This window comes from Bacillus sp. AY3-1 (assembly GCF_008368785.1).
Classification (GTDB): domain Bacteria; phylum Bacillota; class Bacilli; order Bacillales; family Bacillaceae_G; genus Bacillus_A; species Bacillus_A wiedmannii.
The window spans coordinates 117176-141164 of the sequence record NZ_QORZ01000005.1; the positions used below are offsets into that span (position 1 = coordinate 117176).

Sequence of the window (23989 nt, forward strand, 5' to 3'; positions counted from 1 at the left end):
CAAGGAGGGACAATTATGGCAGAGCGTCAATCACTTGAATCGTATATTACACAAGCGGAACAAGCGGTGGAATATGCGAAAGAACAATTAGACCAAGGTATGAGACAAGAGCATTATAATACGATGGAGTATTCGGATGCGCAGTTACAATTAGAACAAGCGTATAACGATTTACAAACGATGCAACAACATGCGAATGATGAGCAACGTGAGCAATTAAATAGAGCACGTATGGCAATTCGCCAACTGCAACATCAAATGATTATTACACCGCACTAATAAGGAGTGAATGTAATGGCGAAACGTTCAGATCAAAATAACCCAGAGCAAAAAACGCAAAATGGACATAACGCTGAGTTTTCAAATGAACTTGATCCGATTGTTCAAGTAAAACAGCGGAACAGTAAAAAAGGACAACCTCAAAAATCGAAGCAATCAGAGTAAACCAGGTCGCAATATGACCTGGTTTTATTTTGCTATATGACAATAATGTAAGATTACTGTAAGGTTTACCGATAGTTATAAGCCTACTTCTCCAGTAGAGTAAGGGAGGATTAAATTTTGGACAAGGAGTTGCTTTATGGGGAACAATATTACAAACAAACGAATTGATGAGTTAGATTACATTCGTGGTTTCGCACTACTGGGGATTATTTTAGTAAATATTCTTGCACTACTTAATATTAAAATTCCAGATCCTAATACAGTGGATGCAAGTTATCAAAGGTTTCTATACTTATTTGTAGAAGGTCGTTTCTTTTCAATCTTCTCATTCTTATTTGGAGTAGGATTCTACATCTTTATTACGAGAGCAATCGCGAAAGGGAAGAATGGATACGTTCTATTTCTACGCCGCTTAGTTGCATTATTTATTTTCGGTTTGATTCATTACATGTTTCAGCCTGGAGAGGCATTAACGTTATATGCAATTTGCGGGTTAATCGTTTTACCATTTTATAAAGCGAAAAAACAAGTGAACTTAGTTATTGGTCTTATTTTAACAATTGCCTTTAGTGTAATGGGTGTTAAAGAACTATTACCACTCGGCTTAATTTTATGAGGTCTTGCTGCAGGGCAATATCATGTGTTTGAAAATCTTTCAAAAAACATAAAGAAAGTCGCTATTTTTACAGGCGTTATGTTTGTTTTTAGTGTTGTAGCTGTATGGTATCAATATGGACAAGTGCCTGCTAATCCATTTGTAAATATGATACTTATGAATGAAGATGGAACAATGGACGCTGCAGGTCAATTCTTAAAAATTGGTGTTACAGTGGGACCGATTATTTCAGCTTTCTATGTTGGAGCTTTAATTTTATTACTTCAATTAAAACCAGTTCAAACATTGTTAGCACCATTGAAATACTACGGTCGTATGGCTTTGACGAATTATATCGGACAAACTGCAATGATTTTAATTGCTGGTAGTGTATTTAACTTTGCAGGAAACTTAACATACATGCAGACGTTATATGTATGTATCGCAATTTACGCTATTCAAATTGTGTTTAGTGTAATTTGGATGAAAATCTTTAAAATGGGTCCATTAGAATGGATTTGGCGTGTTATTACGTACTGGACGGTAACACCTTTAAAGAAATAAAGAGAGAAGTAGGCTGTTCCTTTTGTGGAATAGCCTATTTTTATTGTCATCTTTTTTTGGTAAATCGATATTCCTTTGAGATTCGCCGATAAAATTTCATTTACCAATGAGGTTGATCCAAAAGAAAACGAACCTTACACGCCCACCTTTTTTATATTACAAAAGTGTAAGGTAATTGTAATGTTAACAAATAGCAGTTCTCTTCTAAAAGGCGCAAAATAGGTAATGGAAAAACAAGCGTAGGAGGATATATATGACGAAACCAGTTGTAGACGTGAAAAACGTTCAAAAAGTGTACGGTAAAAAAGGTGAGAACCAATCACACGCGTTAAAAGGTGTTTCATTCTCAATTCAAGAGGGTGAGTTTGTTGGAATTATGGGACCATCTGGTTCTGGTAAAACGACATTATTAAATGTAATTTCAACGCTTGATAAAGCAACGGGCGGCGTTGTTGAAATTGCGGGTACGGATATTACGAAAATGAAGCAAGGTGAGCTTTCTGATTTCCGTTCACAAAAATTAGGATTTATCTTCCAAGACTTTAACTTATTAGAGAACTTATCTATTTATGAAAACATCGCACTTCCACTTTCCCTTCAAGGTGTTTCATCACGTAATATTGGACCGAAAGTAGAAAAAGTAGCGGATATGCTAGGGATTACAGAAATTCTTCAAAAGTATCCATCTGAAGTATCTGGTGGACAAAAGCAGCGTTCAGCAGCAGCGCGCGCGCTTGTGCATGAGCCAGCAATTATTTTAGGGGACGAGCCAACAGGAGCTCTTGATTCTAAAAATGCAACGAGTTTACTTGATGCGATGACAAACTTAAATAAAGATCAAGGTGTATCGATTATGATGGTTACGCATGATCCGTATAGTGCAAGTTACTGTCAGCGTATTTTATTCATTCAAGATGGTGAGCTATATAAAGAAATTCATCGCGGTAGTACGCGTGAAGAGTTCTACAAAGAAATTTTAGATGTACTTGCAGATTTAGGTACACAAAAAGCGTAAGAAAGGAGGTTCCAGTATGTTATTTAAACTTTCCATGTCGGGGCTGAAAAGTAAGCTGAAAGATTATATCGTCTTACTTGTTGGTCTTGTCATGTCTATCTCAATTTTTTATATGTTCCAAACGTTAGCGCTGAATAAAGCGTTTATTGAATCTAACTCAGTTATTCAATCAATTGGATTCGTATTCCAGGCAGGTTCATTTTTACTAGCCATTATAACGTTCTTCTATATTTTATATGCGAACTCTTTCTTATTATCTCTTCGTCAAAAAGAGTTTGGTATGTACATGATGTTAGGAGCAAAAAAACATAAAGTTACATTGCTTATGTTTATTGAAACGATTGTATTAGGTGCTGCGTCTCTTGCGATTGGTATTACAGTTGGTGTAGGACTTGCAGAAGGTATCGGACAGTTATTAATGAAACAATTAGAATTTGCTGGTGAAGGCTATAAAGCATTTTATCTTCCATCTATGACTGTTACTTGCATTTTCTTCTTTGCACTATTTGTATTATCAGCAATTATGAACAGTATTAAGTTATCACGTATTTCTGTACTGCAACTTGTACATGCAGATGCACAAACAGAGCGTGTTGCAGTAAAAGGAAAAATGACAGGTGTCGTTGCAATCCTTGCTGTTATTTTATTAGGAATTGGCTATGCATCAATGATTTATATGGCAAAACTAAGAGAAATGGGAATCCTTATTGCATTAATTACAACAACAACTGGTACTTACATGCTATTTGGATCACTTCTCCCAGTTATCATTAGAAAGTTAAAAAGTAATAAAAAACGTAGTGAAAAAGGACTTAATGCTTTTACGTTTGCACAATTAAATTTCCGTATTAATAGCTTAACGAAAGTACTTGCAACGGTAGCGATGTTAGTTGCTCTTGGAGCGGGTGCAATTTCAGGTGGTATGGCGTTTAAAAATAACGTTATAAAAATGGTTGATGGTTTAGTAATATATGATTCAGTTATTCATAACCCAACAGCTGAAGAAAAGAATATTTTAGATGGTATTACATTTAAAGAGAAAAATGAATATCGTTACAAAGTTGATAATAAATACGTTTATTATGTAAAAGAAGATTTAGAGAAAAATCCTCCTTTCGTACAAGATACAAAACAGATGGAAAGTATGAAGGATTTAGGGAAAATAAAGAAAGTTTCAGAGGAACTGCCAGTAGGTGCAGTTTCTAGAGAAATGAATGAAAAAGATGCGAGTGCTAAAGAACTTCCAGAAGAATGGAACGAGGCTTTCAGAACAATTCAGCCATTTTATCTATATGAAGATCATGCAATTAAAATTGTAGATCAGAAAATGTACGATACTGTAAATGGTAAAGAAGGAATCGTAGTTATTGGAAAAACAGACGATTTTGTAGCATACACAAAAGAATGGAAAAAACTTGACGAGTTGCAGCTAGTTAAATATAAAAATGTAAAAGCTGAAAGATTAGATAGTAAATATCAATCTTACAATGGATTCTACGGCGTTGCGAGTGGAACAGTATTTATGGGATTCTTCCTTGGAATTGCGTTCTTAGCAATGATGGCAAGTTGTTTAATGTTTAAAATTCTTTCTGGTGCATCAAAAGATATTACGCGTTATCAAATGCTTCGTAAAATCGGTGTGCGCCGTGAGTTATTAACGAAATCGATTTATAAAGAATTATTCTTAGTGTTCTTATTCCCGGCAATTGTGGGTATCGCTCACGTATTAGTTGGTATGAATATTTTCGGATTTATTTTAATGGATCCTTACTTCCGTATTTGGGTACCGATCGTAATTTTCGTAGTTATTTATGCGATTTATTACTTCATTACAGTTCAATTGTATAAAGGAATTGTTCTTCCAAAAGAAGATTAATAGGTAAAAAGCCGAGTGAAAGTGCTCGGCTTTTTGTATTTTCAGAAAAAACACTTTAATGTTACTGAAATATATAATATAATGTAAATAAGTAACATAATATGAAAGTATCAGCAACCGGAAAATGAAAGGAGGAATCCGATCTGTAGAAAGAAGCTGAACTTGTACTCCCCCTATTTTTTCTACCCACACCGTATTTGTACAATCATAAATTTCCAAATGAAAAATTGTCGTAAGAGTATATTGTGAAAATAATGGATAATACATGGAAATCTCATAGCATGATAAGGTAAAATGGACAGGATAATGAGAAAATTACCGTTCATAAGATGAGGAGATACATGTATGGAAGTTGTAGAGGCATTAAAAGATATAAGCCAAATTGAGGCTATGAAAAAGTATTTAAAAGAGCATTCGCAGCGAGATTATCTTTTATTTGTTATTGGAATTAACACTGGATTAAAGATCACTGAACTACTTAGTATGAAATTTGAAGAGGTATTGAATGAAGATGGAACTGTTAAAGAGTTTTATTCTCTTCCTGTGAAAGATGAAAAGTTTAAACAAGATATTTATTTAAATACAAAAGTAAAAGAAGCACTTTTAGAGTACGTACAATCTATTAATGCTCAAAGAGAAAACTACGTATTTCAATCTAATAAAACGACAAATTCAATTACGCGCCAACAAGCGTATCGTGTAATTCATAATGCTGCTGAAGCAGTTGGGATTGTTGGTAAAATCGGAACAAACTCAATGAGAAAAACGTTTGGATTTCATGCATACAAAAGAGGGATAGCGATTGCGCTATTACAAAAGCATTTTCATCACGCAACTCCATCAGAAACGCTCAAGTATTTAGGAATCTCAAAAGATGAGAAGTTTAAAACAGAGATTGATGTAGATTTGTAAGAGCCGTAACTAAAAACTTTAGGAGGCGGAAAATATGAATATTAGAGAGAGTGAACTACCTGGCATTGGATGTAAATTTGAAGTGATAACAAAAGGTAATGAAAAAATGGTTATTGTGATTCATGATGATGGCCGAAGAGAAATGTATCATTTTGATGCGGATCATGATGAGAGTATTTCAAGCATTTCTCTTCGTGATTCTGAAGCGAGACAAATTGCGGCTATATTAGGCGGAATGGTATATAGGCCGCAAGCGCTAGACACAATTGAGATGGCTTTTGAAGGATTATCAATTGAATGGTTTAAGGTGGAGAATAATGCACCAGTAGTACAACAAACAATTGGTAGCTTACATGTCAGAAAAACATATAACGTAACGATTATTGCTATTTTGAAAAAGAATATGAAGAAATTCTTTAATCCAGGTCCAGACTCTATTATTGAAGCTGGCGATATGCTCGTATTGTCGGGTGAAAGACATGAAGTGAAAAGAATTATTAATGAATTGCTTTCAGCAGGAGGTGATTCCTAATCGATGGATACTTTAATCTTTGAAGTTGGAACTGCGTTAGTATTAGTAGCTTTTGCAGCTATCCTCGCTGCGAAGTTAAAGTTCTCGATTATTCCGTTTCTCATTATACTCGGTATGTTAGTGGGGCCTCATGCCCCAGATTTAGGACTTATCGATTTAAGGTTTATTGAAAGCGGAGAAGTTATTTCCTTCCTCGGCCGTGTTGGCGTCATATTCCTCTTATTCTACTTAGGTTTAGAATTCTCAATAAAAAAATTAATTAAATCAGGAAAGTCGATTGCTTTTGGGGGTAGTATTCATATATCGCTTAATTTCATATTGGGTTTACTTTATGGATATGTTATGGGTTTCCCCTTATTAGAAACATTAATTATTGCTGGAATCATTACAATCTCATCGAGTGCAATTGTTGCAAAAGTAATTGTTGATTTAAGAAGATCTGGTAATAAAGAGACTGAATTAATATTAGGAATCATTATGTTTGATGATATCTTTTTAGCTGTATATTTATCAGTCGTTTCAGGGTTAGTACTCGGTGGTGCAACATCATTTGTAGGTGCTCTTACATCGGTGTTAATCGCGGTAGGGTATATGCTACTATTCTTTGTAATCGCTAGAAAAGCTACGCCGTTTCTAAATAAAGTATTAGATATTTCGTCAAACGAAATTTTTATTATCGTAATATTCGCCATTTTATTCTTTGTAGCAGGATTTTCAGAAACGATTCATGTTGCTGAGGCAATTGGAGCATTATTGTTAGGACTCGTCTTTTCAGAAACAGAGCATAGTGATCGGATTGAGCATCTCGTCGTTCCGTTTCGTGACTTCTTTGGAGCCATATTCTTTTTCAGTTTCGGTTTAAGTATAGATCCGTTTTCACTTGGAGGAGCAGTGTGGTTGGCATTAGGAGCAGTTTTCATTACGCTCATCGGTAATTTTACAGCTGGAATGATGGCGGGACGTAAAGCCGGGTTATCGCATAAGGCTTCTACGAATATCGGTTTAACCCTCGTATCACGCGGAGAGTTCTCCATTATTGTAGCCAATATCGGCATTGCGGGTGGTTTAATGGCAACGATTAAACCGTTCTCTGCACTGTACGTTTTAATATTAGCATCGTTAGGACCGTTATTAACGAAGGAGTCTGGGAGAATATACTCTCTACTAGATAAAATATTTAAATGGAGTGCGAAAGAACGTGCGAAGCGAGAAAAAGAAGTTGGATAGTATAAATAAGGGGGAGACTGCATGAACTTTAGAACTTTATGCAGTCTTCCTTTTTTATATATTGTTGTTGATGTCGTTTTTTGTCGGTAAGTCGATATATTTTAATAATCGCTCATATATTTCGGGAATCGCCGATATATTTTGAGATTCGCTGATATATTCCCCAAATCGCTGATATATTTTCAAGTGACAATTCATATAATTTCATTTACCGAAAAACCATTATCTGAATTTCATCAACTATTAATCAGTTGCCTTCCTATTTAAAAACGACTACAATTTTACTGTTATAGATGAACGAAAAAAATAGAATAGGAGGGGAGACTATGCCAAAGAAAGTATGGCTATTAGTAGCTGGGATGATTATTAATGTCACGGGTGCTTCTTTTTTATGGCCTTTTAATACAATTTATTTGCATGATCACCTAGGAAAATCTTTATCTGTGGCCGGAATGGTATTAATGATCAACTCGCTTACTGGTGTAATCGGAAACTTGCTCGGCGGTGTTTTGTTTGATAAATGGGGCGGTTATAAATCAACTTTAGTAGGGATTGTCATTACACTTGTATCGATTTTAGGCCTTGTGTTCTTCCACGGTTGGCCGTTATATGTTGTGTGGCTAGCATTAATCGGCTTTGGTTCTGGAATGGTCTTCCCATCGATGTATGCGATGGTCGGTACGGTTTGGCCAGAGGGCGGAAGACGAGCATTTAATGCGATGTATGTTGGGCAAAACGTTGGTATTGCGATCGGAACAGCGTGCGGTGGTTTAGTTGCATCTTACCGTTTTGATTATATTTTCTTAGCCAATTTTGTTTTGTACTTTGTTTTCTTCTTAATTGCTTTTATTGGATTCCGTGGTATGGAAGACAAGAAAGAGCCAGGAGTGAAAAAAGAAGTCGAAACGAAAAAAGGCTGGACACTTACACCTGGATTCAAAGCACTTCTTATCGTATGTGTAGCATATGCTTTATGCTGGGTTACATATGTACAGTGGCAAGGGGCGATTGCGACTTATATGCGGGAATTAGATATTAGCCTCCGCCATTATAGTTTATTATGGACGATAAACGGAGCGATGATTGTTTGTGCGCAGCCACTTGTTAGTATGTTAATTCGCTGGATGAAGCGTTCTTTAAAACAACAAATTATGATTGGAATCGTCATTTTTGCGGCGTCATTTATTGTGTTAAGTCAAGCGCAGCAATTTACGATGTTCCTCGTTGCGATGGTGACGTTAACGATTGGTGAGTTATTCGTATGGCCAGCAGTTCCGACCATTGCAAATATACTTGCACCAAAAGATAAGTTAGGGTTTTATCAAGGGTTTGTAAATAGCGCGGCGACTGTAGGGAAAATGTTCGGACCGGTCGTTGGCGGAGCAATTGTTGATTTATACAATATGGAAGTATTGTTTATAGCAATCATGGTAATGCTTGTAGTAGCGATTATTGCAACGAGCATGTATGATAAACGAGTAAAAGTAGAAGAAACAGTAGAAGAAAAAATTGCAGTTTAGTTTGACGGAACATGTAACATGTTTTAGAATATATTTAAATAAAACAACCTTTGGAACAAGGGAGATAGCTCGGCTGTCCTAAGACGAATTCGTTAGTTATGAAGAGTAACGATTAACCGAGAAGCCTTAGCTTCAAGTAAGCTCTTTAGAGATACGAAGTGGTGGGTAGTTCACATTAACTTATATTTTTAATAACAGTGAGAAGGAGTAGTAGTAATAGAAGCTGGTTTAGAGAGTTGACGGTCGGTGCAAGTCAATCCACGTTTCGTTATGAACTCGCCTTTGAGTTGCAGTTGTGAAACTAGTAGTAGCAATTGCCGTTAATCCACGTTACGGATCTAAGCGAATGTATATTTGTACATTAATTTAGGGTGGTACCGCGGGAATCTATAACCTCTCGTCCCTTTCTAGGGATGAGAGGTTTTTTGTATTTTGGGCGGTGAAAATAAATAGAATTTCAAGGAGGGTATCTCATGAGCTTTAATCATCAAAATATTGAGAAGAAGTGGCAAGGGTACTGGGAAGAGAATAAAACATTCCGTACGCCAGATGAGACAGAAAAACCAAAATTTTATGCACTAGATATGTTCCCATATCCATCAGGTGCAGGCCTACACGTAGGACATCCAGAAGGTTATACAGCGACAGATATTTTATCTCGTATGAAGCGTATGCAAGGATATAACGTTCTTCATCCAATGGGATGGGATGCGTTCGGTCTTCCAGCAGAGCAATATGCACTTGATACTGGAAACAGCCCGGCAGAATTTACAGAGCTTAATATTAATACGTTCCGTAATCAAATTAAAGCATTAGGCTTCTCTTACGATTGGGATCGTGAAGTAAATACAACAGATCCAAACTACTACAAGTGGACACAATGGATCTTCCTAAAACTATTTGAAAAAGGTTTAGCTTACGTTGATGAAGTACCTGTAAACTGGTGCCCAGCACTTGGTACAGTACTTGCAAATGAAGAAATCATTGACGGTAAGAGTGAGCGCGGTGGACATCCAGTTGAGCGTCGTCCGATGAGACAGTGGATGTTAAAAATTACAGCTTACGGAGATCGTCTATTAGAAGATCTAGATGAGCTTGATTGGCCAGAAAGCTTAAAAGATATGCAACGTAACTGGATTGGTCGTTCTGAAGGTGCAGAAGTACACTTCAACATCGATGGTACAGACGAGAAATTCACAGTTTTCACAACGCGTCCTGATACACTATTTGGTGCGAGCTACTGTGTACTTGCTCCAGAGCATGCGCTTGTTGCTGACATTACAACAGCAGAGCAAAAAGAAGCTGTAGAAGCTTACATTAACTCTGTTAAAATGAAGAGTGACCTAGAGCGTACAGAACTTGCGAAAGAGAAAACTGGTGTATTCACTGGTGCTTACGCAGTTAACCCAGTAAATGGCGAGAAATTACCAATCTGGATCGCTGACTATGTTCTTGCAACTTACGGAACAGGTGCTGTAATGGCAGTTCCAGCTCATGATGAGCGTGACTATGAATTCGCATCAACGTTCAATCTTCCAATGAAGGAAGTTGTAAAAGGCGGAGACATTACGAAAGAAGCATACACAGGTGATGGTGCGCACGTAAACTCAGCATTCCTTGATGGTTTAAATAAAGAAGAAGCAATCGTAAAAATGATTGAATGGCTTGAAGTAACGAGCGCAGGAAATCAAAAAGTAACGTACCGTCTACGTGACTGGTTATTCAGCCGTCAACGTTACTGGGGTGAGCCAATTCCAGTAATCCATTGGGAAGATGGCACAATGACAGCTGTGAAAGAAGAAGAATTACCATTAGTTCTTCCTAAAACAGAAAACATCCGTCCTTCAGGTACAGGTGAATCACCACTTGCTAACATTGACGAGTGGGTAAACGTTGTTGATCCTGAAACTGGTAAAAAAGGTCGTCGTGAAACGAACACAATGCCACAATGGGCTGGTAGCTGTTGGTATTACCTACGTTACATCGATCCAAATAATAGCGAAGCACTTGTAGATCCTGAAAAAGTAAAACAATGGCTTCCAGTTGATATTTATATTGGCGGTGCAGAGCACGCTGTACTTCACTTACTATATGCTCGTTTCTGGCACAAAGTATTATACGATATCGGTGTAGTTCCAACGAAAGAGCCGTTCCAACAATTATTCAACCAAGGTATGATTCTAGGTGAAAACAACGAGAAAATGAGTAAATCAAAAGGTAACGTTGTAAACCCTGATGATATCGTAGCAAGCCATGGTGCAGATACACTTCGTCTATACGAAATGTTCATGGGACCATTAGATGCTTCGATTGCTTGGTCTGAAAATGGTCTTGACGGAGCTCGTCGTTTCCTAGACCGCGTATGGCGTCTATTCATTCAAGATAATGGTGAATTAAGTGAGAAAATTACTGATGCACCAAATAAAGAGCTTGAAAAAGCTTACCACCAAACAGTGAAGAAAGTAACAGAAGACTATGCAGAGCTTCGCTTCAACACAGCGATTTCTCAAATGATGGTATTCATCAACGATGCATATAAAGCTGAAACACTTCCGAAAGAATATGTAGAAGGTTTCGTAAAAATGATTGCACCAGTTGCACCTCACATCGGGGAAGAACTATGGAGCAAACTTGGATATAATGAAACAATCACATATGCAAGCTGGCCAACATTTGATGAGTCTAAACTTGTAGAAGATGAAGTTGAAATCGTTGTTCAAGTTATGGGCAAAGTTCGCGCGAAACTAACAATGAGTAAAGACGCATCAAAAGAAGAAATGGAACAACTTGCACTTGAAGTAATTCAAGACCAAATCGAAGGAAAAACAGTTCGTAAAGTAATTGTAGTTCCTGGAAAACTTGTTAACGTTGTTGCAAACTAATGAATGAAAGAAAAGCTCAGAGCATTTATGCTCTGAGCTTTTTTGTGTAGAAAATAATTTCAGGATCTCCTTCATCTAAATTTTCAACTATTCCACTACGTACAAATAAAAGAGCGGAATTCCAATACAGACAAACACCTATTTTTCTATAGGAAATATGATAAAAAAGGTAGGCTAAATTGAGTAGAAGAGGTGAAAGGAATGAAAGGGATGGACAATAATGCACCACATGGCTTCTTCGGAGGCGAATCGGACAGTTATACACAAATGATGTTAATGGGAGGAGCTGGCCAACAAGGGTACGGTGGAATTCCGAGCTGGATGGGTGGAGGAGCAGGAGGATTTCCAACATCGGTAGCTGGCATGCAAACTGGAATGCCTACATTAATGGGAGGGTTTTCGACATCAGGGGCTGGAATGCCTACATTAACAGGAGGATTTCCGACATCAGTAGCTGGCGTACAGACAGGAATTCCAGTAGGAGTACCAACTACATTTCCTTCTTTCGTTGGAGGAGTGCAGACAGGATTTCCGGTACCGGGAGTAGGTGTTGTAGCAGGTGGAGTAGGTGGTTATCCGCAAGGTGTTTACGGACACCATGTACATCACCATCACCAAGGCCAACACGGTCATCATGGACATCACCACCATCAAGGCCAACACGGTCATCATGTACATCACCACCATCAAGGTCAACATAGTCATCATGGACACCATCATCACCAAGGCCACCAAGGTCAGCACGGTCATCATCATCACCAAGGTCAACACGGCCATCAACAACAAGTACATCACCACGGACACCATCATATATATCCACAGGCTGTTCTTTATCAAACGCACCAAGGTCAACACGGTCATCTTGGTCACCAAGGCCAACACGGTCACCACACGGTCATCATGGTCAACACGGTCACCAAGGTCAACACGGTCATCATGGTCAACACAGTCACACAGGCCCATCTTGATCAAAAGCACCAAGGCCAACACCGTCATCTTGGTCACCAAGGCCAACACGATCACCAAGGCCAACACGGTCATCATGGTCAACACGGTCACCAAGGTCAACACGGTCATCATGGTCAACACAGTCATCATGGTCACCAAGGTCAACACGGTCATCAAGGCCAACACGGTCACCAAGGCCAACACGGTCACCAAGGCCAACATGGTCAACAGCACCAACAGCACCAACAGCACCAACAGCACCAACAGCACCAACAATACCAACAATATCAACAGCAACAATCTTCTCCTTGGACAGGTGGAATTGGAGCAGGAGGAGCAGGGGCAGCAGCAGGAGCGGCTAGCATTAGTGGAGCAGCAGGGCACGCTGGACACGTGGGTCATTAATGAATTGCAGAAAAAAAGACATAATAAAAAACTGCTAGGAAATCCTAGCAGTTTTTTTCAGCTTCTTGGCGCTGGCGTTCGATTTCAGCACGAAGTTGTGGTTCTGGTGCTTGCCAGCCTTCTGGTTTTAGAATTTTGCCGTCCCCTTCACGGAATCGAGGTTTTCCATCAGGGAATAGTTTTGCCATGTTTGCGTTATTTACAATTTCGAATCCTTTATCAGGACGTACGCCCATTTCGGCAAACGTTCCGAATGCAAAGTAAATAAGATCAATTAGTGCATCATATTGATCTTCAACAGTCGTTGCTTCTAGAAATTCTTCTAGCTCTTCTTGCATAAAGCTAGCACGAATTTTTGCACGTTCTTCTGTTAATTTCGTTGGAGTATTTGTCACAGGGTGTCCGAACTCTTCATGCATTTTTGCAACAAGTTCGTATCCTTTATCTAAACCTTTTTCGTTTGTCATGTTGTTTCATCCTTTCTCGCTTTGTGCCGAATCTCATTGTAACATAAGGTGATTATGAAATGAAAAAGGACTGTTCAAAAGTTTCATCTTTTAGTTAAGGTAGGGAAAGATTATATCGACTAAACGACAAAACATAACCCATTAATAAAAGAAGGCCATCCCGGAATATTTTTGGGACGGCCCTGCTCGTTATTTTTCTTCTTTTATTAAAATGGATAAAATAAGATCGATGCCAAACATACCAACGAGCAACATTGGTATAACGACAAGTAAATAACGTGTGAAGGAAACATTTTTTAAGTATGTATGAGCAAATAAAAAGACGCCGAGAAATAAAATACCATTTAAAATAGGCTTTACTAATTTTTTAGACATAAGCTCCCCCGTAAATATCTTCTCTCTCTATCTAAAATAAAAACTCCTCTTTCCGTTGTATCATGCTGGAGAGAGGAGTTCAATCATTTCTCATTCAATTACACCAGAATTTGTAATATTTACGGTGTATTTTATAGTAACTGGAACATCTTTATACATTTGCCTCCACTCTTCTAATTTGAATGGGCGATAATGTTGCTTGTATTTAGCTCCTAGCCCGAGCGGATCGACACCTAAAAATTTGAATTGCTTAATTAACTTGTTACCTTGTATATCCAATTGTTTTTGGATGGCTTTCTCAATCTTTTTTGTGTTCTTAGCATTCTCTAAGTTAATTTGTTTTGATAATTCTTGAATACGAGCATCAATTTTAACATGAATGGAAAAAGAAGGCTTTCCATTTTTTATTTTTATATCGTATGTTGGAACAGAACGAATATTATTAATCATTACGTACCCAGGATTTGCTTTAAATTCATGTGAATCCAACTTATGTTTCTCTAAAAGTCCTTTGAATACAAACATATCTTTTTCTGCAATTTTACCAACATATTTATCCTTTTTAAAAAGACCAATTGCCGTGATTTTTATTTTATCACCATGTTTCTTTAAAATTGGAATATAGTAGTCTTGCCCTTCTTGATAATAACGGAATGCTCCTACATGCAGATTATCTGTTGGTAAAGGACCGGTTTCCATATTATGTTCTAGCATTTTTTTTATATAAATTGCAACGTTGGATGAAGTCGTGTACTTTCCTTTTAAAAGTTCAGTACCATTACCTTCAAGTAAAGCGACATATAAGGCATTCCCAATGTTTATATCGCGAATTAATGTATCGAAGGAAGCAACCATTCCTTTCTTAGCAATTCGGGTGGTAAACAGAGCAACTCGCATTTGCCCGCTAGCAAATGGTTGAGAAGACTCTAAAGATGTGTCAGCTTTTACTTGTTTTACCGCATTTGCTGTTCCTTCAAAAACTTGAACTTTGTTCCCTTTTTTCTGAATAGGACAAACAAATGTTACCTTTATTTTATTATCTTTTGCTACATCAAAGACAGTTCCTTGGATAAGGTGTACGTCATCGATAATATTTTTTTCTAAACATCCAGTTAGACTGAAGAGTGCTATACAAGAGATAAGTATTAATTTATTTTTGATTTTTTCCATTTTCTTTTCACCCACACAATGATAAATAGGATTGGGATGTATACATAAATGAGCCAAAAGCTCCCCTTTGATGCATTACTAATAAAATTATTAATATCGTGTCTGTTTGTTAAAAGTTGTGAAACAATGAGAGTGATAAAGATAAAAGCGATTAAAACACCTCTTTGTTTTACACGGAATATTTCGTGAGTTGCTCTCGTTGCCGCCCACAAAGGTAGAATAAAACTTGTAATAATAACGAGAGCATAAGCTGAAATTGCAATATATTCTAGCCTTTCTATGAATGGTAATTGAATGACTTGGGTCATAGAAAGTTGGGCCCATATCGTTTTTAACAATTGTTTTTCACTAAAAAATGCAAAGGCTAAAAGGGTGCTAAATAAATATAGAAGATTTGAAAATAGTGCTCCAAGCTGAGCGTATTTATGAGATTGTATAGGCTTTTTCACAAATGGATACACCATGAGGTAAATCTCAAAACCGGTCATACTGTAGATTGACAGTTGAGCGGATTTTAAAATGTCTGAAAAAGAATGTGTGAATATAGGTAGTAAATTATCCCAATGTGAATATTTCAAAACGAATAAGCTTAGAAACAAATATCCTAATGTACCACCAACAGAGATGACACAAATACCGGTAATTACACGAAATCCAGAAGAGATAATGTAATAGCTAACTAAGCACAAAAAGAGTGTTAACATCCACGTGGAAGCAGTTGGGAACATCCATACTTGAATAATTTCAACATACGTTCGAATAACCGAAATACTGACGATTAAAAAATAGGCTGCAAAGATGATATTAAAGACATTCCCTATCCACTTTCCAAACGTTTGTCGTTGTAAATCAATTAAATTTCCGTTTGTTTCTTTTAATAAAAAATACATCATCCATATAAGGAGGTGGATACAGAGTCCTGTAATTAGAACACCCATCCAGCCGTCGTATCCAGCGGCCTTGGCAGTAATTCGAGCGAAGCCGAGAACGCCAGCTCCAAACTGTGCACCGTGAATTAAGAAGAAGACAAAGACAGGAGATATTTGATATTTTTCTTGAACTTTACTCATCGATGCACCTCATTCCTTAATCATCAAAGTCTGATCTATGTTTTGTTGAAATTCCTTTTGCTGATTTTTTTACATGTTGTGGCCTCGCTTGTACATCCCTTGTATCAATCATCGTTAAAGGAAAACGAATCCAAGAGTCCTTAACCGACTGTTGTCTCGTCGGATAAAACAAAGCGTACGGCTTACGTAAGGAAGTAAGCCTGAATAGATGCGTAAATAAGAAGATAAATCCAAGGGAAATCCCGAACAATCCGCCTATTTCTGCAAACATAAGAAATGGAAAGCGTAGTAATCGAACTGCATTACCCATTTTATAAATAGGTGTAATAAAGGAAGCGAGTGCTGATAAGGCAACGATAATTAATAAAATATTACTCGTTAAACCAGCTTGTACAGATGCTTGCCCAATTACGATACCGCCTACAATCCCGAGTGTTTGACCAACTTTCATCGGTAACCTCGCGCCAGCTTCTCTCAATAAGTCGATTGCAAGTTCTAAAAAGAGTGCTTCAATTAAAGGTGGGAATGGTACTTGTGCCCTTGATAAAATCAAAGTTTCAAGTAAATCACTTGGAATAAGTTCATAATGATAATTTAAAATTGCAACATATAGTGGTGTAGCACAGATTGAAAATAGAACAGCGATAAGGCGTAAAATGCGTGAAAATGTAGCGTATAGCCAAGAAACGTTATAGTCTTCTGGTGAAATGAAAAAATCGAAATAGGATACTGGCGTAAGTAGAACACTTGGAGAACCATCCACAAAAATAGCAATTTTCCCATCAATGAGTGCTTTTGTAACTCTATCAGTACGTTCTGTATTGATATAGAGAGGGAAAATCGACTTTTCACCCATTAGTTCTTGTATATAAGCACTATCATTAATTTGATCATATTCAAGAGCACGTAATGACTCCTCGAGAAAATCTACATTTTCTTTTTCAGCGAGGTTGTCTAAATACATCATGACAACTTTTGTTTTGGAAAACTCGCCGACAATCATTTCTTTTGTTTGTAAATCTAAAACAGGAAGACGTTTTCGAACTAAATTAATATTTGTATCAATATCCTCTACGAAACCTTCTTGAGGACCGATAACAGTCGATTCGTTTAAAGGAGGGCTTGGTGCCCGGTACGTATCAATTGCAATGTTTGCAAGCATACACTTTTGGTCTTGCTGATTCAATTGAATAATCGCATGTCCCTTTAACACCATGTCCTCAATTTTTTGTAAATCGTTCGTAATTGTAATACCGCTCATTGGAATATGTTCTTTTAGCTCTTCTAGTGAAGCGTTAGGTCGTTCTAAAAGAGTAGGCATTAAATACTTTTGTAATTTCTCTCCATCAAGTGAAGGGCGATAGTAAGAAATCCAATAAGGCATCGTTTCATCGTCAGATGTGTGATAATTAACAAAATCGCTAGATTTTTTGAGTTTCTCTATTAAATCTTGTAGAGAGTGAATCCGGTCTTTTTCTGGTTTCGTAAAATCATAAATACTATTATTTCCAGAGTTTTGCTGCTGATCTTGATCCGAGTTCCCTTGTTTAGAATGTTGTTGCTGATTCTGATTCGAGTTGTCTTGATTAGAATGTTGTTGATTCTGATTCGAGTTGTCTTGATTAGAATGTTGTTGATTCTGATTCGAGTTGTCTTGATTAGAATGTTGTTGATTCTGATTCGAGTTGTCTTGATTAGAATGTTGTTGATTCTGATTCGAGTCGTTTTGTTTAGAGTTTTGTTGTTGATTCTGATTCGATGTTTAGAATTTTGTTGTTGATTCTGATTCGCGTTTTTTTGTTTTTTTTTTTTTGATTCTGATTCGAGTCGTTTTGTTTAGAGTTTTGTTGTTGATTCTGATTCGAGTCGTTTTGTTTAGAATTTCGTTGTTGATTCTGATTCGAGTTGTCTTGTTTAGAGTTTTGTTGTTGATTCTGATCTGAGTCGTTTTGTTTAGAATGTTGTTGCTGCTGATCCTGAGAAGGCTCTTTGTGTTCCTCTTTTTTTTGCTCGCTATTGCTATCTTTATTATGTTTCATACTTCTAGTCTGTTCTTTGTTATCATTCTCTTGGTTGTTAGGCTGTTGCTCCGAGTTATCTGTTTCGTTTTTCTCTGTCGTATTTGATTTTTTTTTCTTACGTAGCCAATTCCAAATCATATGTATGCCCTCTTTGATTGTGTAATATAATGCTATTTTGTGGCTAATTTTGTATATTATTCATTTATTTATGAAAAGAAGGAGGAGATTAGTTTGCATAGAAAAAATCCTTTAGTAAGCAGCAGTTCATACTATGGCGGGAAGAGGGCGAGTCTGTGCAATTTGTAAAAAAGGAAAAGTTTGTTTTAAGAGAGTTTACGTTTGAAAATGGTAGGGGAATTCCTGTTCAAATGGGGTATGAGACATATGGTACTTTAAATAGAGAAAGGTCAAATGCGATTTTGGTATGCCATTATTTTAGTGCAACGAGTCACGCGGCAGGGAAATATACAGCGCATGATGAGGAGTCTGGTTGGTGGAATGGTTTAATTGGACCGGGAAAAGCAGTTGATACAAATAAATATTTTGTTATATGTACTGATAATCTTTGTAATGTGCAGGTTAAGAACCCTTATGTGTTTACAACGGGACCGAAATCGATTCATCCGAAAACTGGAGATGAATATGCGATGGATTTTCCGGTTTTTACATTTCTTGATGTAGCTCGTGTGCAATATGAGTTAATAAAAGATATGGGAATCTCAAGGTTACATGCTGTAATGGGACCGTCAGCTGGTGGGATGATTGCGCAGCAATGGGCTGTTCATTATCCTCATATGGTAGAGCGGATGATTGGTGTTATTACGAACCCACAAAATCCAATTATTACGTCGGTAAATGTAGCGCAAAATGCAATTGAGGCTATTCAACTGGATCCAAGTTGGAAGGGCGGAAAATATGGAGAAGCGCAGCCAATGAAGGGACTTCATTTAGCAAATAGAATGATGTTTATGAACGCATTTGATGAGCATTTTTATGAAACGACATTCCCTCGTAATAGTGTAGAGAAAGAACCTTATGAAACATTTGCTGCATTAACATCATTTGAGAAAGAAATAAATAAAGTGACATATAGAAGTATAGAGTTAGTAGATGCAAATTCGTGGATATACACTGCGAAAGCAGTTTTATTACATGATATTGCGCATGGATTTTCGTCTTTAGAAGAGGCGCTTTCTAACATAGAAGCAAATGTACTTATGATTCCGTGCAAACAAGATTTGCTTCAGCCGTCACGTTATAATTATAAAATGGTAGACATTTTGCAAAAACAAGGGAAGTATGCGGAAGTGTATGAGATAGAAAGTATAAATGGGCATATGGCAGGAGCATTTGATATTCATTTATTTGAAAAGAAAGTTTATGAATTTTTAAATCGGAAAGTATCTAGTTTGGTGTAGAAAATAAATGGTGTGAAAAAGGTGCGATGTATGTAGTAGGCACCTTTTTTTACATGATTTGTAGACGGAAAATATATGTGGCAATTGCTATACCGAAGAATGCGATACTAAGCAATAGAAATAAGAATGACATTTCTTGTGGTGATTTTATCTTTTTATTATTCTTCATACTAAGTGCAATAATTGCGGCGATTAAGAAAATGATGCCCGTAATGAAAAGAAAAAGTGTCATTTTCATTGGCTCCTTTCATAAAACAAGTATATTGAGGATACAATGCACGAGTTATGTTTGTAAAGAATAAGTTTTGCGAGAAAATTGAGAAATAAAATTTCCATTCTTTGCGTTCTTTCTTTCGCATGCTAAAATTGACTAGATATGCTTGTTTAAGGAAGAGACTAAAGGTTTTATTGTATATAAGGAGGAACGACATATGACAGAAGTTAAAACAATTACTACAGAAGAAGTGCAAGAGCGTTTAGAAAATGGAGAAACGTTATTTTTAGTAGACGTAAGGGAAGATGAAGAAGTAGCGGCAGGGAAAATTCCAGAAGCTGTACATATTAAAATGGGTGATATCCCAAATAAAGTAGATTTCTTTGATAAAGAGAATGAATATATCTTTATTTGTCGCTCGGGAATGCGCAGTGAAAATGTATGCCATTATTTAAATGAGCAAGGATTTAAAACAATGAACATGGTTGGCGGTATGCTTCAATATGAAGGTGAAACGAAATAAGTAGCTAAAAAAACTTGAAACGTGTTTGTTTCAAGTTTTTTTCTTTTGCATACAGTGTACAAAAGGGGGATAGGTAAATGGGGATTAACTTGCGGAAAGTAAAAATTATTAATAATACAGGGGCTGTTAATGTCGGTGACTGTTATGATATCTCACCTTTAGCTGTAGCAAAAATATATGCAGGTGCTGGAGGATCGAGTGCGGCTATTTTTTTAAATGGGAAAAGGCAGCCAGAAGCGGTGATTCGAACATCAGTATTTCTTCCGCCATTAGCAACGAGTACACGTACATTAGGTTCATAGAGGAAAGGTAGAGTGTAATTATGCCTGCTCATATAAAAGAGTTTGTTATTGTGAATAACACTGGGAATATATTTACTGGTGATAATTTGAGTGATACGTCATTTACTGCTACGAAATCGTATAGTGGCTCAATGGGGTGCACTTGGATCGACGTTGTTACAGTAATAGGGACGGAGACGAAGCTTTGTTTACAGCCGGGTGATTCGGTGACGACAACATATACAAGAGGCACTCCTGCCGGTACTGTAACAGGAACAAATATGGGGCAAAGTGTAAATGCATCGAGTATAGCACAAGCTGTCCCTAATACAGATAATATGGATTCAATTGCTGGACTCCCTTAAGGATTTAAGGGAGTTTTTATTATTTCAAATAAAAATAGTCTTTGAGTTTGTTTTTGTAAATACATATTAAGAAGAAGAGGTTTGTTTAATGTAAAAAAGATGGTGTGCAGGTGGTGAAAGTGTGAGAGAGCGCGATAAAAAACATTCATTAAACTCTAATTTCAGAATTTCACCAAATCTTATTGGTCCTACCTTTCCACCCGTTCCAACGGGATTTACTGGCATTGGGATTACTGGCCCAACCGGTCCCCAAGGTCCGACTGGCCCTCAAGGACCAAGAGGATTACAAGGTCCGATGGGGGAGATGGGCCCGACAGGACCTCAAGGTGTGCAAGGGATACAAGGACCAGTTGGACCAATAGGTGCAACAGGACCAGAAGGACAGCAGGGGCCGCAAGGATTGAGGGGAGCACAAGGAGCTACAGGAGCGACAGGACCAGAAGGAGTGCAAGGGTTGCAAGGTCCGATTGGTCCAACAGGAGCGACTGGGGCACAAGGTATACAGGGGATACAAGGGTTACAAGGTTCGATTGGAGCGACTGGACCTGAGGGACCTCAAGGAATTCAAGGTGTGCAAGGGGTACCAGGTGCAACAGGTCCACAAGGAATACAAGGGGCACAAGGGATACAAGGACCACAAGGAGCGAGTGGAAGTGCGGGGACAACAGGAGCAACTGGTCAAGGGGTTACAGGCCCAACTGGAATAACAGGTCCAACAGGGATAACGGGTCCATCTGGAGGACCACCAGGTCCGACGGGGGCAACTGGTGCGACAGGTCCAGGAGGTGGACCGAGTGGAAGTACAGGTGCGACGGGAGCAACGGGAAATACAGGGGTAACAGGAAGTACAGGTGTAACTGGAGTAACGGGAAATACAGGACCGACTGGAAGTACAGGAGAAACAGGAGCACAGGGATTGCAAGGAATACAAGGGATTCAAGGGCCAATTGGACCAACAGGTCCAGAAGGTCCGCAAGGTATTCAAGGTATTCCGGGTCCGACGGGCGTAACTGGTGAACAAGGAATACAAGGAGTTCAGGGAATTCAAGGGATAACAGGAGCAACAGGAGATCAAGGTCCACAAGGTATACAGGGAGCTATAGGGCCTCAAGGTGTAACAGGAGCAACAGGAGATCAAGGTCCACAAGGTATACAAGGAGTACCGGGCCCAACAGGAGAAACGGGACCACAAGGAGTTCAAGGGATTCAAGGCCCGCTGGGTGAAATCGGACCAACAGGACCAGAAGGCCCAGAAGGACTTCAAGGTCCGCAAGGAATACAAGGGGTGCCAGGACCAGCTGGAGCAACAGGTCCAGAGGGCCCACAAGGAATCCAAGGAATTCAAGGGTCAGTAGGAGCGACAGGACCAGAAGGCCCACAAGGAATACAGGGATTACAAGGAATACAAGGAGTAACGGGGGCAACAGGGGCACAAGGTCTGCAAGGTGTCCAAGGAATACAGGGAGACATAGGAGCAACAGGTCCAGAGGGTCTGCAAGGTGTTCAAGGTGCTCAAGGAGTGATTGGCCCAACAGGTCCGATGGGGCCACAAGGAGTTCAAGGAGTACAAGGAATTCAAGGAGCAACGGGTGCTCAAGGAGTGCAAGGTCCACAAGGAATACAGGGAATTCAAGGTCCGACGGGAGCAACAGGAGATACGGGCGTAACTGGTGCGACAGGGGAAGGAACTACAGGCCCAACTGGAGTAACCGGTCCAACAGGGGTAACTGGTCCTTCTGGAGGACCAGCAGGACCGAGTGGTCCAACGGGGCCATCAGGTCCGACTGGAGTGACAGGTCCATCCGGTGGACCACCTGGACCGACAGGAGCAACCGGTGTGACAGGAGCAACTGGAGATACCGGGGCGACAGGCTCAACTGGAGTGACAGGAGCGACAGGAGAAACAGGAGCAACTGGTGTGACGGGCTTACAGGGCCCCCAAGGAATTCAAGGTGTTCAAGAGGTCCAACCGGTCCGCAAGGTGTTCAAGGGGCCTACAGGGCCCCCAAGGAATTCAAGGTGTTCAAGGAGAAATAGGTCCAACCGGTCCGCAAGGTGTTCAAGGTCCCCAAGGGATACAAGGAGTAACGGGAGCAACGGGAGATCAAGGCTCACAAGGAATCCAAGGCCCGCAAGGAATCCAAGGCCCAACCGGTCCACAAGGAGTACAAGGAGATCAAGGCCCACAAGGGATTCAAGGTGCGACAGGAGCAACAGGAGCACAAGGTCCACAGGGAATTCAAGGAATCCAAGGAGTGCAGGGGCCGACCGGTCCACAAGGCCCAACAGGAATTCAAGGTGTTCAAGAGGTCCAACCGGTCCGCAAGGCGTGCAAGGGTTGCAAGGTCCACAAGCAAGGACTGCAGGGGCCGACCGGTCCACAAGGCCCAACAGGAATTCAAGGTGTTCAAGGAGAAATAGGTCCAACCGGTCCGCAAGGCGTGCAAGGGTTGCAAGGTCCACAAGGCCCGACAGGGGATACGGGAGCTACTGGTTCACAAGGTCCACAAGGAATTCAAGGTCCACAAGGCCCGACGGGATCCACTGGAGCAACAGGTTCACAAGGCCCAACAGGGGACACAGGTCCAACCGGTTCGCAAGGGATCCAAGGTCCAACCGGTCCAACTGGAGCTGGAGCAACCGGGTCCACTGGAGCAACGGGTGTGACCGGAGTTAGTACAACTGCAACGTATGCATTTGCGAATAATACATCAGGAACCGCTATTTCCGTTTTATTAGGTGGTACAAATGTACCATTACCGAACAATCAAAATATTGGACCAGGAATTACCGTTAGCGGAGGAAATACCGTATTTACGGTTGCAAATGCGGGGAATTACTATATAGCTTATACAATAAATTTAACAGCCTCTTTACTTGTAAGTTCTCGTATAACTGTAAATGGCAGTCCACTTGCAGGAACAATAAATTCACCAGCAATAGCTACAGGTTCATTTAATGCGACAATAATTGCTAATTTGCCCGCTGGAGCTGCTATTAGTCTGCAGTTATTTGGATTAGTTGCAATAGCTACATTATCTACGACAACGCCAGGAGCTACTTTAACTATTATTAGATTAAGTTAATAGGAAGAAAACCTTGGAGCTTTTATGCTTCAAGGTTTTTATATCGTTATTTGTAGGTAATCTAATTGGTTAGGAAAGT

Annotated in this window: 19 protein-coding genes, 4 pseudogenes and 1 other annotated feature; of the genes and pseudogenes, 16 read left to right on the forward strand and 7 right to left on the reverse strand. The window is 39.0% G+C overall.

What is annotated here, in order from left to right:
• Positions 1 to 15: 15 nt before the first annotated feature.
• The 10 genes and pseudogenes from DN389_RS03390 to leuS all read left to right on the forward strand — a co-directional run bounded on the left by DN389_RS03390 (position 16) and on the right by leuS (position 11567).
• Positions 16 to 279, forward strand: coding sequence for a YtzC family protein (locus DN389_RS03390; protein ID WP_000840869.1), 264 nt, complete (start codon positions 16 to 18; stop codon positions 277 to 279).
• A gap of 15 nt (positions 280 to 294) precedes the next feature.
• Positions 295 to 444, forward strand: coding sequence for a hypothetical protein (locus DN389_RS03395; RefSeq protein ID WP_001129340.1), 150 nt, complete (start codon positions 295 to 297; stop codon positions 442 to 444).
• Between the two features lie 136 nt (positions 445 to 580).
• A pseudogene (locus DN389_RS03400) lies at positions 581 to 1603 on the forward strand (DUF418 domain-containing protein).
• A 253-nt stretch (positions 1604 to 1856) separates the two neighbouring features.
• Complete coding sequence (locus DN389_RS03405) at positions 1857 to 2618, forward strand: ABC transporter ATP-binding protein (RefSeq protein ID WP_000165852.1); 762 nt, start codon at positions 1857 to 1859, stop codon at positions 2616 to 2618.
• A gap of 16 nt (positions 2619 to 2634) precedes the next feature.
• A complete protein-coding gene (locus tag DN389_RS03410; RefSeq protein ID WP_098189523.1) occupies positions 2635 to 4494 on the forward strand; it encodes an FtsX-like permease family protein in 1860 nt (619 codons plus the stop codon).
• 345 nt (positions 4495 to 4839) lie between these two features.
• Complete coding sequence (locus tag DN389_RS03420) at positions 4840 to 5406, forward strand: tyrosine-type recombinase/integrase (protein ID WP_088080071.1); 567 nt, start codon at positions 4840 to 4842, stop codon at positions 5404 to 5406.
• A 34-nt stretch (positions 5407 to 5440) separates the two neighbouring features.
• Positions 5441 to 5938, forward strand: a complete 498-nt coding sequence (locus DN389_RS03425) for a cation:proton antiporter regulatory subunit (protein ID WP_001026048.1) — start codon at positions 5441 to 5443, stop codon at positions 5936 to 5938.
• A gap of 3 nt (positions 5939 to 5941) precedes the next feature.
• Positions 5942 to 7165, forward strand: coding sequence for a cation:proton antiporter (locus DN389_RS03430; protein WP_087984862.1), 1224 nt, complete (start codon positions 5942 to 5944; stop codon positions 7163 to 7165).
• Between the two features lie 326 nt (positions 7166 to 7491).
• Positions 7492 to 8685, forward strand: a complete 1194-nt coding sequence (locus tag DN389_RS03435) for an MDR family MFS transporter (protein ID WP_149236814.1) — start codon at positions 7492 to 7494, stop codon at positions 8683 to 8685.
• 188 nt (positions 8686 to 8873) lie between these two features.
• Positions 8874 to 9093, forward strand: a binding site (T-box leader).
• 65 nt (positions 9094 to 9158) lie between these two features.
• Complete coding sequence (gene leuS / locus DN389_RS03440; RefSeq protein ID WP_149236815.1) at positions 9159 to 11567, forward strand: leucine--tRNA ligase; 2409 nt, start codon at positions 9159 to 9161, stop codon at positions 11565 to 11567.
• 25 nt (positions 11568 to 11592) lie between these two features.
• Here leuS and DN389_RS28725 read toward each other — a convergent pair.
• A pseudogene (locus DN389_RS28725) lies at positions 11593 to 11673 on the reverse strand (GNAT family N-acetyltransferase); the annotation flags it as partial.
• Positions 11674 to 11768: 95 nt separating this feature from the next.
• Here DN389_RS28725 and DN389_RS03450 point away from each other — a divergent pair.
• A complete protein-coding gene (locus DN389_RS03450) occupies positions 11769 to 12920 on the forward strand; it encodes a hypothetical protein (protein ID WP_149236816.1) in 1152 nt (383 codons plus the stop codon).
• A 44-nt stretch (positions 12921 to 12964) separates the two neighbouring features.
• Here DN389_RS03450 and DN389_RS03455 read toward each other — a convergent pair whose 3' ends face one another.
• From DN389_RS03455 to DN389_RS03475, 5 genes and pseudogenes are all read right to left on the reverse strand, one after another.
• Positions 12965 to 13387, reverse strand: coding sequence for a pyrophosphohydrolase domain-containing protein (locus DN389_RS03455; RefSeq protein WP_000180547.1), 423 nt, complete (start codon positions 13385 to 13387; stop codon positions 12965 to 12967).
• Positions 13388 to 13576: 189 nt separating this feature from the next.
• Complete coding sequence (locus DN389_RS03460; RefSeq protein ID WP_000038782.1) at positions 13577 to 13762, reverse strand: hypothetical protein; 186 nt, start codon at positions 13760 to 13762, stop codon at positions 13577 to 13579.
• Positions 13763 to 13852: 90 nt separating this feature from the next.
• On the reverse strand, positions 13853 to 14932 hold the full coding sequence (locus DN389_RS03465; protein WP_149236817.1) for a Ger(x)C family spore germination protein: 1080 nt from the start codon (positions 14930 to 14932) through the stop codon (positions 13853 to 13855).
• Positions 14908 to 16002: a spore germination protein gene (locus tag DN389_RS03470; RefSeq protein ID WP_098110508.1), complete on the reverse strand. Its 1095-nt coding sequence runs from the start codon at positions 16000 to 16002 to the stop codon at positions 14908 to 14910. Before DN389_RS03470 ends, DN389_RS03465 begins: the two co-directional genes overlap by 25 nt.
• 16 nt (positions 16003 to 16018) lie before the next feature.
• Positions 16019 to 18161, reverse strand: a pseudogene (locus DN389_RS03475) (spore germination protein).
• Positions 18162 to 18316: 155 nt separating this feature from the next.
• Here DN389_RS03475 and DN389_RS03480 point away from each other — a divergent pair.
• Positions 18317 to 19441 carry a homoserine O-acetyltransferase family protein gene (locus DN389_RS03480; protein WP_098189527.1) on the forward strand — a complete coding sequence of 375 codons (1125 nt, stop codon included), beginning with the start codon at positions 18317 to 18319 and terminating at the stop codon, positions 19439 to 19441.
• 49 nt (positions 19442 to 19490) lie between these two features.
• Here DN389_RS03480 and DN389_RS03485 read toward each other — a convergent pair whose 3' ends face one another.
• Positions 19491 to 19673 (reverse strand): hypothetical protein, encoded by a 183-nt coding sequence (locus tag DN389_RS03485; RefSeq protein WP_000171896.1) that lies wholly within the window; start codon positions 19671 to 19673, stop codon positions 19491 to 19493.
• A gap of 199 nt (positions 19674 to 19872) precedes the next feature.
• Between DN389_RS03485 and DN389_RS03490 the strand changes: the two genes are divergently transcribed.
• The 4 genes and pseudogenes from DN389_RS03490 (at position 19873) to DN389_RS03505 (ending at position 23910) form a co-directional block, all read left to right on the forward strand.
• Positions 19873 to 20178: a rhodanese-like domain-containing protein gene (locus DN389_RS03490; protein WP_000141210.1), complete on the forward strand. Its 306-nt coding sequence runs from the start codon at positions 19873 to 19875 to the stop codon at positions 20176 to 20178.
• A 77-nt stretch (positions 20179 to 20255) separates the two neighbouring features.
• Entirely contained in the window at positions 20256 to 20480 is a 225-nt protein-coding gene (locus tag DN389_RS03495; protein ID WP_000512461.1) for a spore germination protein, read from the forward strand.
• 20 nt (positions 20481 to 20500) lie between these two features.
• Entirely contained in the window at positions 20501 to 20824 is a 324-nt protein-coding gene (locus tag DN389_RS03500; RefSeq protein WP_001110863.1) for a hypothetical protein, read from the forward strand.
• A gap of 121 nt (positions 20825 to 20945) precedes the next feature.
• Positions 20946 to 23910 (forward strand): annotated as a pseudogene (locus DN389_RS03505) (BclA-related collagen-like exosporium protein).
• Positions 23911 to 23989 lie beyond the last annotated feature (79 nt).

Coding starts and splice junctions, on each gene's coding strand:
- leuS (WP_149236815.1), top strand. CDS start 9,159: ATGAGCTTTAATCATCAAAATATTGAGAAGAAGTGGCAAGGGTACTGG.
- DN389_RS03500 (WP_001110863.1), top strand. CDS start 20,501: ATGCCTGCTCATATAAAAGAGTTTGTTATTGTGAATAACACTGGGAAT.
- DN389_RS03420 (WP_088080071.1), top strand. CDS start 4,840: ATGGAAGTTGTAGAGGCATTAAAAGATATAAGCCAAATTGAGGCTATG.
- DN389_RS03465 (WP_149236817.1), bottom strand. CDS start 14,932: ATGGAAAAAATCAAAAATAAATTAATACTTATCTCTTGTATAGCACTC.
- DN389_RS03435 (WP_149236814.1), top strand. CDS start 7,492: ATGCCAAAGAAAGTATGGCTATTAGTAGCTGGGATGATTATTAATGTC.
- DN389_RS03495 (WP_000512461.1), top strand. CDS start 20,256: ATGGGGATTAACTTGCGGAAAGTAAAAATTATTAATAATACAGGGGCT.
- DN389_RS03490 (WP_000141210.1), top strand. CDS start 19,873: ATGACAGAAGTTAAAACAATTACTACAGAAGAAGTGCAAGAGCGTTTA.
- DN389_RS03405 (WP_000165852.1), top strand. CDS start 1,857: ATGACGAAACCAGTTGTAGACGTGAAAAACGTTCAAAAAGTGTACGGT.
- DN389_RS03470 (WP_098110508.1), bottom strand. CDS start 16,002: ATGAGTAAAGTTCAAGAAAAATATCAAATATCTCCTGTCTTTGTCTTC.
- DN389_RS03390 (WP_000840869.1), top strand. CDS start 16: ATGGCAGAGCGTCAATCACTTGAATCGTATATTACACAAGCGGAACAA.
- DN389_RS03485 (WP_000171896.1), bottom strand. CDS start 19,673: ATGACACTTTTTCTTTTCATTACGGGCATCATTTTCTTAATCGCCGCA.
- DN389_RS03460 (WP_000038782.1), bottom strand. CDS start 13,762: ATGTCTAAAAAATTAGTAAAGCCTATTTTAAATGGTATTTTATTTCTC.
- DN389_RS03430 (WP_087984862.1), top strand. CDS start 5,942: ATGGATACTTTAATCTTTGAAGTTGGAACTGCGTTAGTATTAGTAGCT.
- DN389_RS03425 (WP_001026048.1), top strand. CDS start 5,441: ATGAATATTAGAGAGAGTGAACTACCTGGCATTGGATGTAAATTTGAA.
- DN389_RS03450 (WP_149236816.1), top strand. CDS start 11,769: ATGAAAGGGATGGACAATAATGCACCACATGGCTTCTTCGGAGGCGAA.
- DN389_RS03410 (WP_098189523.1), top strand. CDS start 2,635: ATGTTATTTAAACTTTCCATGTCGGGGCTGAAAAGTAAGCTGAAAGAT.
- DN389_RS03395 (WP_001129340.1), top strand. CDS start 295: ATGGCGAAACGTTCAGATCAAAATAACCCAGAGCAAAAAACGCAAAAT.
- DN389_RS03455 (WP_000180547.1), bottom strand. CDS start 13,387: ATGACAAACGAAAAAGGTTTAGATAAAGGATACGAACTTGTTGCAAAA.